Raw genomic sequence first — 6,676 nt, 5'->3', positions numbered from 1 at the left:
AACGGCCATATGGAGCTGTGGTATCATACCATACATCGACACATCCAGCTGACTTCAAGTCTTTAACGAAGTTCTCACTAATATATAATTCATTATTCTCGTTAAAAACAAAAGCATATTTTTCTTCCACTTCTAAATCAGATAGGGTTGGAAATTGTAAAAGTTCAATTGTTTTATAATCATAAAACTGTCTATCATAATCATCAGGATGGCTACCAAAATCAAAATCACTATCCCAAGCATCTTTCCCTTCTAGCCAAAATTGATTCAACTTTTCTAAAATCTCTTCCCAAATTACAAATCGGATATTATTTTCAAAAATAATAAACAAGTCTGGGTTAGAAAAAATCATACCTGGTCTTTGTTCAGGTAATAATTTACTAATATTGTCTTTATTAAACTTGATATACATGTCAACCGGCCCACGCTTCATTAAAGTGCTCTATTGGTACAAATTCAACACCATTTGGAGTTTTTGATTCAATTTCTTTTACTATACTTTTATGAAAGAATGTGTGAAATCCCCATGCTGAAGCTCTAAAAACTAGTCTTTTTTGAAGGGGAATCGATGAAATTTTCTGAGGATCAATAACGACTTTTTTCATACCTGATATATTTCCTCGTTTGAACCTTTTAAAAACACTCTGTTCATGACAGATGACATCTAGCTCATGTGCTAACTGCAACATCATGAAATCATGTTCACCTTTATCAATTAATTTGATATGTATCCAGTTAGAACCATATAACTGTTCAAATTTCAAACTATCATATATATCTCTAGACATAGCAAATTCAGGCTCTATAATAACATCCGGTATTCTATACTGCTCGTCTGGTTTGTATTTTGCTAAAACAGGTACGGGCCTACATGGAAAGGTAAATCTTGTACTGTATGCTGCTTCTTCATATTCCTCAGGGACTGCATAAATTGGTGTAATTTGATTTTCTTTTACGAAGAAATAATCACTCATGATCCTGCCTTTAACTTTCTAGGTTCCATTATCTTGCCTAGTTTATTCCGAATAGTGTGCCTAGTTCCAGTAACATTAAGCCTATGAGGACATGCTTCTCTACTTTTTTTTGTCGCTTTCAATATTACCACCTCCACATCCAATTTTTGAGCCCGGAGCATAGTCTTTACCAAACCTGGACAGAGTCCAATGAAAGCTGTTTAGTTTATCCACTATATCTTCCGCAGCATCATCTAGGTCCTCGGTAAACTCTTTTTTACAGTAATATTTTTTCTCAACTCTTTTTTTAATCTCGCTGATATGAAAAAAGCGCCTTTCGGCGCTTTCTATACATCCCTTACCCAAACGTCCTTGACGTCTTTTTTAAGAAGGGCAATCACACTTTGGTGAATGAAAACTAAGCCAAAATCTTCTTCTAGTTTAAATATCAATCGTTCTTCTAAGGGAATATTTTCTAATTTAGAAAAGTCAAACTCTGTCGACTCGATGTCTAACCAGTTCAACTTGCCGTATTGTTTTTCTTTGTCCGTCAATTTATAAATTTGATGGATATAAGGCATTCGATAATCTTCGTAAACTTTAATTTGATCATCTGTTGGTTGGCTTGGAGAACAATCCACGCGAGCGTCTAACCACTCTACTCCGTGTACGACCAGTTTCTCTACTTCTGATGCAATATCACTGATGATAAATAGCTTTGGAGAAAAGGTCATTTCCAAAAGCAAATCTGGCTCTACTGGCACAATTGGCTTGGGGCTTTGCTGGAATGGGAAGTTACCTAAGTCTTGTTTAGTTAGTAAATGATATTGTTCTTTCATCGTAATTCCTTAAAACTTTGGTGCTCTATCTAGAGTACTAACTTTAGCTTTTCTTAAAACATCAAATTCCGATAAAGAGCCAACCTCATTAAAAAACTCTTCACAAAAAAACATCACTGTTTCAGCACCTTTTACTCGAAAGGCGATTCGTTTGTTTAGTGGTATGCTCTTTAGTTTTTCTTCAGAAAGATAAAGCACATGCACCAATTTTTTTCCACTTCTTGGTGAAGTTTTTATGATCGACTTTTCCTCATCGAGTACATCTATTACATTGTTGACTGCAATTAAATATCGCCCCTCAGCAGATCCATTATCTGCTTTCAAAAGTGAAGGGTAAACTTCTATACCATAAGGGTCAAAGCTCATCAGCATTTGAGCAAAGTTGGCACTGACAGAAAGGTCACCACAATCAACAATGGGTCCAACAGAATTGATACTGCCTCCTTCAAGATCTTGCCAGATGATAGGGTTCTCAGATGAAGAAGGATGATAAATGTTCGTACTGTACATCGACTCTCTGTTATCAACGGGAGTGAAATTAGTACTAGATGCGTAGTAATCTTCTGAGATCAATGCAAAATACATATAATATTCCAATTATTTTTGTTGTTGAACGGTCTTTAAATCGCCATCCGAAGTATAACAAAATGCTAATACTCTTGGCATACTGGGAGCGTTATCTAAAGGTCCAAAATGTATACGATCGGTTTTAGCATTAGGCTTTCTACAATCGCGACACCCGCGCTGCCCTTTGGGAAAATGCTTTCCTCTTCGGAGGAGTAACAAGTCACCTCTATCAATTTCTCCTAATAATTCTTGCGACAAGTCATCTAGCCTCTCACTAAAATCAGTTGGGTCTGTTTTACAATGTAAACCTTTAAGAATTCGTGCCAATTTGACTGCAACTATTTTATGATAACCTGATAATACATCGATAACACTTAGATCATCCTCAAGAATCTTTTTTGTATCTTGGTTTGTTTCTGAGTTTTTTTGATTTTCTAAACTACTTTTAATGTCAGAAATATTGACTCCAGCAGACCTTTCATAATGAGTAATAATATTGTTTGATAGATGGCTAGACTTATGTAACGGCAGTTTATAGTGACAAGCGATTTTATCCTGCATTGGTAAAATTACTAAGTTCCACGCGTGATTTACGTCATAGCCTTTATTAGTTATTTGCTTACGGCGATAACTAGATAGCCTACGAGTAGCTTCGCAAGAAATAATATGATGAGAGGCGACGGCTCTATCCATAAAGTTCAATGGATGCTTCTTTTTAACCGCAGTATCCCGCAAACTACGTGAGCGAACATAACGCCCTTCATTCTCTCTAATGCCCATATTAATCCCTTACTACTTTGCTTTCAGTGCTTCTGAACACTGACCATTTTTGTGACCAGCAATTCTGCGACAGATTTTGCACCTCACAGGCTTCTTATCTTTGTCCTCATTCGCCTTTGCAGAGTTCTTTCCTGACTGAGCAGACTCACCGGTATTATGTTTTACTTTTGCTGGGTACGTTTTCTCGCCCTTACCTAAGATTCGAGCAAAAAGATCATCAAACTCGCCCATCGCTTCTTTAAGCTTGTCCGGCACCATCTTATCGATGATTTTTACCTCATCCGCTAACTTTAAGAAATACGCACCGAGCTCATCTGCGCCCATTCTATTTGCGTATGAAGCCAACTCGGTTGCCACTTCAATACAAGGTTTTAGAACATCGCTAACAATCTGGCTGGTTTGTTTGGCGTAATTCACCCAATCTAATGTACGCAAGAATTTTTCTGGATCGCCTTTACCCATGCCTCTTAAAACGGCTAGCAAAGTATCTTTTGATGTTCCTTTACCGCCTTTTAGCGCAACTTTACATGTGCCTTTAACCGCACTACCAAACGTAGGAACACAGCCGACAAGGGTAAGTGAAAGTGCTAACCAGTTTTCGGACTTATCACGTTCTTCCTCATTCAACAACGTCATAATGTTCGCTGATAAATCGCGGACATCTGCTGCTTGATCGACAACAGGGATCATGGTCAGGGCCGTATTGGCAATGATCTGTTCTACGGAGGCATCATCGTTAAAGTCACCAAGAATGACGCCCCAAACCCAGCTTGCAGCACCAGACATTCTCTTCCACGCATTCTCCCAGAAACCGACTTCTCCACGCTTAGCTTCTTCAATAATTAGCTGCGCGTTCGCACTTGGATTAAAGTTTGGATTGGTCTTGGTTGGGACATTTGGCATAAAATCGCGGCTGTCCTCGCCGTACTCTATAGCAAACTCCCCCGGAGCAACGCCACCAACCGATGCTTTACCGTTGTTGTCTAATGTTCCTTCAAACACCGCGCCAGATTGATCTGTGAGAGTGTATGTTGCGCCTTGAACGGGTTCACCGTCTGAGTAAGAGAGGTACAAATCAACCGTATACGTCCCTTCCTGATCTTCCGTAACAGAAACCGATGGGTTTTGTGCACCGCCCAAGCACATGGTGTTGGCTTTGTTCATAGTCATTTGATCGGACAGACGACATACGCCTTTGCCCTCAAATTTAACCGTTGGTGAAGCTGAAATGAATTTTGCTTCGGCTTCTATCGTGCCTGAGGCAACGCCTTTTCTGTCACCGCCCGCATCGCCGGTACTTTTTGAGAACGTACTGCCCTTGATAGCGACACTGTTACCGCCATCCATAGAGACCGTCGTAGTCCCACCAGCAAGGTCTGCTGATTTAGCATTGTTGCCATAAGGGATAGGAACGACTGGCTTGCCGACCTTCGTTAAACAAACATCTGGGAGCGTTGCATTTACTTGATCTACAGATTAAATCTTGTGTTGAATGAAAAAAGCGCCTTTCGGCGCTTTCTATACATCTCTTATCCAAACGTCTTTGACGTCTTTTTTTAAGAAGGTCAATCACACTCTGGTGATTCAATGTCTAGCCAGTTTAACTTGCCGTATTGTTTTTCTTTATCCGTCAATTTATAAGTTTGATGGATGTAAGGCATACGATAATCTTCGTAAACTTTAATTTCATCATCAGATGGCTGACTTGGAGAACAATCCAAGCGAGCGTCTAACCACTCTACTCCGTGTACGACCAGTTTCTCTACTTCTGATGCAATATCACTGATGATAAATAACTTCGGAGAAAAGGTCATTTCCAAAAGCAAATCGAGCTCTACTGGCACAATTGGCTTAGAGCTTTGCTGGAATGGGAAGTCAGTCAAAGATTGTTTAGATAAAACTGCGTAGTTAGTCATTATTATAATTACCTACTTACACTAGACTCGGGGCGTCTCTTCGGATGTATCAAATGAAAAGGCAACGATACTAGTATTTATTTTACCCTCCTCATCTAATCGGACAAGCGCTTCAAACAACTCGATTGAGAAGAACGTTTTTGTCATTCCGACAGGTTTAAAAACGTGCCTCTTGCTATCCGAAAGTTCCTTGATCTTTTCATCAGATAAGTAAAAACGAGTAGTTACGTCAGTTACTTTTATGCTTTTATCATAATCAACAACATCTACTAAGTTTTCTACTGCTATGATGTAGCGCTCAGTTAACACTCCGTCTCCGGAACAGGTTAATTTTGCGGGATAAACTTCAACGCCGTATGGGTCGAAACTCATAATTAGTTCAGCAATAGGCTTAGTGACATTAAAAGCACCACCTCTGATTAAATCTAATGCTTCAATTTCATAGATATCATCATCTTTCCACACAATCTCACTTTTACAAGAAGTGGGAGTGAAATCATTATCATCATAGAAAGATGACCGACTATCAACGGCAGTAAATAATGATTCACCCTCGTTAAAGTCCTCATTTATGTATACTATTTCCATCTCAAACCTATAACTTACACCAGTGCTTTTTTAGAACGAACGGCCTTTAATCGCGACACGGTTACCACCATCCATAGAGATAGTCTTAGTGCCACCAGGAAGGCCTGTTGATTTAACATTGTTACCATAAGGGATAAGAACGTTCGGCTTGCCGACCTTTGTTAAACAAACATCTCGGAGCGTTCCATTCGCTTGAACTACTGATTTAAATATGGTGCCAAATGAAAAAACGCCTTTAGGCGCTTATCATTATACATCCCTTACCCAAACGTCCTTGACGTCTTTTTTAAGAAGGTCAATCACGCTCTGGTGAATAAACACTAAGCCAAGGTCTTCTTCTAGCTTAAATATTAATCGTTCTTCTAAAGGAACATTATCTAGTTTAGAGTAATCAAACTCTGTTGATTCGATGTCTAACCAGTTCAACTTGCCGTATTGTTTTTCTTTATCCGTCAATTTATAAGTTTGATGGATGTAAGGCATACGATAATCTTCGTAAACTTTAGTTTCATCATCAGACGGCTGGCTTGGAGAACAATCCACTCGAGCATCTAGCCACTCTACTCCATGAACGACCAGTTTCTCTACTTTTGACGCAATATCACTGATGATAAATAGCTTTGGAGAAAAGGTCATTTCCAAAAGCAAATCGGGCTCTACTGGCACTATTGGCTTAGGGCTTTGTTGGAGTGGGAAGTTAGTTAAGCTTTGCTTTGTTAAAATAATATAGTCTTCTTTCATTATTTTTCCCTAAAACTTAGGTGCACGCGTAGATGTATTCTTCTTCATTTTCCTAACTAGAGAAAACCTTGAATCATTACTAATCAAATCATAGATTTCTGGAGCAAAAAATACTGCAGTATCAGCTCCTTCAGCCCTATACACCACCCGTTTATGGAAAGGGATATTTAATATTTTTTCTGGACTTAGAAACAATCGGTGGACGATTAGGTTCCCACTGTTTGGTGATACTTCTATAACGCTTCGTTCAAAGTCGACAACATCTTGAATGTTGTTTAAAGCTAATATGTAT

The 6,676-nt window shown here is 38.9% G+C and carries 8 protein-coding genes and 3 pseudogenes; all 11 read right to left on the bottom strand.

All coding sequences use genetic code 11. The annotated features are described in order from the left end of the window. Nucleotides 1–433: hypothetical protein (locus L3V32_RS25600; RefSeq protein ID WP_237285621.1), on the bottom strand; the 433-nt coding region annotated here is incomplete at its 3' end. Then, nucleotides 414–974 (bottom strand): hypothetical protein, encoded by a 561-nt coding sequence (locus L3V32_RS25595; protein ID WP_237285619.1) that lies wholly within the window; start codon nucleotides 972–974, stop codon nucleotides 414–416. The genes L3V32_RS25595 and L3V32_RS25600, both read right to left, overlap by 20 nt. Before the next feature lie 326 nt (nucleotides 975–1,300). Next, a complete protein-coding gene (locus tag L3V32_RS25590) occupies nucleotides 1,301–1,792 on the bottom strand; it encodes a hypothetical protein (RefSeq protein WP_237285617.1) in 492 nt (163 codons plus the stop codon). Between the two features lie 9 nt (nucleotides 1,793–1,801). After that, on the bottom strand, nucleotides 1,802–2,377 hold the full coding sequence (locus L3V32_RS25585; protein WP_237285616.1) for an imm11 family protein: 576 nt from the start codon (nucleotides 2,375–2,377) through the stop codon (nucleotides 1,802–1,804). Nucleotides 2,378–2,389: 12 nt separating this feature from the next. Continuing rightward, nucleotides 2,390–3,139 (bottom strand): AHH domain-containing protein, encoded by a 750-nt coding sequence (locus tag L3V32_RS25580; RefSeq protein ID WP_225455303.1) that lies wholly within the window; start codon nucleotides 3,137–3,139, stop codon nucleotides 2,390–2,392. Nucleotides 3,140–3,151: 12 nt separating this feature from the next. Continuing rightward, a pseudogene (locus L3V32_RS25575) lies at nucleotides 3,152–4,606 on the bottom strand (PAAR-like domain-containing protein); the annotation flags it as partial. 98 nt (nucleotides 4,607–4,704) lie between these two features. Then, nucleotides 4,705–5,055, bottom strand: a complete 351-nt coding sequence (locus tag L3V32_RS25570) for a hypothetical protein (protein WP_374270547.1) — start codon at nucleotides 5,053–5,055, stop codon at nucleotides 4,705–4,707. Between the two features lie 21 nt (nucleotides 5,056–5,076). Then, nucleotides 5,077–5,643: an imm11 family protein gene (locus tag L3V32_RS25565; RefSeq protein ID WP_158173437.1), complete on the bottom strand. Its 567-nt coding sequence runs from the start codon at nucleotides 5,641–5,643 to the stop codon at nucleotides 5,077–5,079. Nucleotides 5,644–5,676: 33 nt separating this feature from the next. Continuing rightward, nucleotides 5,677–5,856 (bottom strand): annotated as a pseudogene (locus L3V32_RS26360) (hypothetical protein); the annotation flags it as partial. Nucleotides 5,857–5,892: 36 nt separating this feature from the next. After that, entirely contained in the window at nucleotides 5,893–6,384 is a 492-nt protein-coding gene (locus L3V32_RS25560) for a hypothetical protein (protein WP_237285614.1), read from the bottom strand. Between the two features lie 9 nt (nucleotides 6,385–6,393). Beyond that, a pseudogene (locus L3V32_RS25555) lies at nucleotides 6,394–6,676 on the bottom strand (hypothetical protein); the annotation flags it as partial.

It is taken from the genome of Vibrio sp. J2-4 (assembly GCF_021728155.1).
GTDB classification, from domain to species: Bacteria; Pseudomonadota; Gammaproteobacteria; order Enterobacterales; family Vibrionaceae; genus Vibrio; species Vibrio diabolicus.
Note: the sequence above shows the minus strand (reverse complement) of the source record. Positions and strands in the feature narration are given on the sequence as shown.

Bases quoted from the DNA above. Each gene is read 5' to 3' on its own strand.
- L3V32_RS25595 (WP_237285619.1), bottom strand. From the start codon at position 974: ATGAGTGATTATTTCTTCGTAAAAGAAAATCAAATTACACCAATTTAT.
- L3V32_RS25590 (WP_237285617.1), bottom strand. From the start codon at position 1,792: ATGAAAGAACAATATCATTTACTAACTAAACAAGACTTAGGTAACTTC.
- L3V32_RS25585 (WP_237285616.1), bottom strand. From the start codon at position 2,377: ATGTATTTTGCATTGATCTCAGAAGATTACTACGCATCTAGTACTAAT.
- L3V32_RS25580 (WP_225455303.1), bottom strand. From the start codon at position 3,139: ATGGGCATTAGAGAGAATGAAGGGCGTTATGTTCGCTCACGTAGTTTG.
- L3V32_RS25570 (WP_374270547.1), bottom strand. From the start codon at position 5,055: ATGACTAACTACGCAGTTTTATCTAAACAATCTTTGACTGACTTCCCA.
- L3V32_RS25565 (WP_158173437.1), bottom strand. From the start codon at position 5,643: ATGGAAATAGTATACATAAATGAGGACTTTAACGAGGGTGAATCATTA.
- L3V32_RS25560 (WP_237285614.1), bottom strand. From the start codon at position 6,384: ATGAAAGAAGACTATATTATTTTAACAAAGCAAAGCTTAACTAACTTC.